Genomic DNA, 419 nt, shown 5'->3' with positions numbered 1-419 from the left:
CTCCGGGTCCGCGTGGTGCCGATCCGTCCGACGAGGCGCCGTACGGCCTCGACGGCCGCGGCGAGACCGACCCCGGCGGCGGCCACGCAGGCCGCGGCGGACCAGCCGCCCACGCCGCTCGCGGCGGCGACCGGCACGGCCAGTCCGGCGCCGACCCCGGTCAGCAGCATCTGGTGCAGCGCGGGGCCGAGCAGCGGGAAGTCGATGACGGCGCCGAGCAGCATCGGGGCGACCTGTCCGGCGGTCCAGCCGGGCGCGGTCCCGGACGCGGTGGCGTGCGGCAGCAGCTCGGCGAGGGTGTACGCGGTCAGCGGCCACAGGGCGATGACGGCGCTCTCGACGGCGGTGCCGGTGAGCAGCAGCCCGGCCACGACGGGCGGCGACACCCGGGGGCGGCGGGCGACGAGGGGCAGGATGCG

General features: G+C 79.2%; 1 protein-coding gene. It reads right to left on the bottom strand.

What is annotated here, in order from left to right; genetic code table 11:
- Positions 1-419, bottom strand: a 419-nt coding sequence (locus tag LPA54_RS40140; protein ID WP_228985361.1) for a hypothetical protein, incomplete at both ends; no start/stop codon positions are given.

The sequence above is a fragment of the Streptomyces sp. DH12 genome, from assembly GCF_020873895.1.
Lineage (GTDB): Bacteria > Actinomycetota > Actinomycetes > Streptomycetales > Streptomycetaceae > Streptomyces.
The sequence above is the reverse complement of the archived record's forward strand: the minus strand, read 5'-3'. Positions and strand labels throughout refer to the sequence as shown.